Origin of the sequence: Sinorhizobium sp. P24N7 (assembly GCF_042436655.1) — a bacterium.
Lineage (GTDB): Bacteria > Pseudomonadota > Alphaproteobacteria > Rhizobiales > Rhizobiaceae > Sinorhizobium > Sinorhizobium meliloti_A.
This window is the reverse complement of record NZ_JBHMIW010000048.1, coordinates 1-1,374: the sequence shown is the minus strand read 5'-3', so window position 1 is coordinate 1,374 and position 1,374 is coordinate 1. Positions and strand designations below refer to the sequence as shown.

The following is a 1,374-nucleotide window of genomic DNA, read 5'->3' as shown; positions in this document are numbered from 1 at the left end:
GATCGTGTCTCAGGAAGTGGTGTAGCTTCCGGCAAGCGGCCGTGCTTTCCGGCGCAGGCCGGAGGGGATATCAGCGTGCGACTGCAGGCAGGCTGATTTGCGGATCATCGCTCATTGATGCCATTGTCTCAAGTGTCATGTACCTGGCACGCTGCACCGCCCATTCATCGTTTTGCTCGAGCAGCAATGCGCCGACGAGACGGACGATGGCTTCGTCGTTGGGAAAGATGCCAACGACCTCTGTGCGTCGCTTGATTTCGCCGTTGAGACGTTCGATCGGATTTGTCGAATGCAGCTTGGCCCGGTGCTCTTTCGGGAAGGTCATGTAGGCGAGCACATCCTCTTCGGCATCATCCATGATGGCGGCGAGCTTCGGCACTTTCGGCCGGATCTGGTCGGCGACGTTGCGCCACTGGGTGCTCGCCGCCTCCGATGTATCCTGAGCAAAGGCGGTGGCGATGAAGGCGGAGACCACCCGTCGGCCGCTCTTTCCGGCATGGGCCAGCGCGTTTCTCATGAAGTGGACCCGGCACCTCTGCCAAGTGGCCGATAGAACCTTTGAGACTGCGGCCTTTATCCCTTCGTGGGCATCGGAGACCACCAGCTTGACGCCTCTGAGACCCCGTCGCGTCAGCTTGCGCAGGAACTCCGTCCAGATCGGCTCGGCTTCGGAGGTGCCGATCTCCATGCCCAAGACCTCGCGCCGACCGTCAGTGTTGACGCCGACGGCGATGATGACGGCGACGGAGACGATGCGACCGCCGCGCCGGACCTTCAGATAGGTGGCGTCGATCCAGAGATAGGGCCAATCGCCCTCGATGGGTCTTTCGAGGAAGGCCTTCACCTTGACATCGATCTCTTCGCACAGGCGGCTCACCTGACTCTTGGAGATGCCGCTCATACCCATCGCCTTGACGAGATCGTCGACGGAACGCGTTGAGATGCCTTGGATGTAGGCTTCCTGGATAACAGCCGTCAGAGCCTTCTCCGCCATGCGACGCGGCTCCAGAAAGCTCGGGAAATAGCTACCTTTGCGCAGCTTCGGGATGCGAAGCTCGACCGTTCCAGCCCGTGTCTCCCAGTCCCGGTCACGGTAGCCGTTGCGTTGGGCGAGCCGCATCGGGTTCTTCTCGCCGTAGCCAGCACCGGTCGCGCTGCCGATCTCCAGCTCCATCAGCCGCTCGGCCGCAAAGCCAATCATCTCGCGCAACAAATCCGCGTCGGCGCTCTTCTCAACAAGCGAGCGCACGTTCATCATCTCGTCGGTCATCGGTGGTCTTTCCATCAGGTTGGTCTTGAACAACCCGACCCTGCCGGAAAAACACTGATGACCACCTAACCCTCAGGACCTACACCACCTGAGGGGACACGACC

1 protein-coding gene is annotated in these 1,374 nt (G+C 60.9%); it reads right to left on the bottom strand.

What is annotated here, in order from left to right:
* Positions 1–70: 70 nt before the first annotated feature.
* Positions 71–1,270, bottom strand: coding sequence for an IS256 family transposase (locus tag ACFHWW_RS33770; protein WP_379943698.1), 1,200 nt, complete (start codon positions 1,268–1,270; stop codon positions 71–73).
* Positions 1,271–1,374 lie beyond the last annotated feature (104 nt).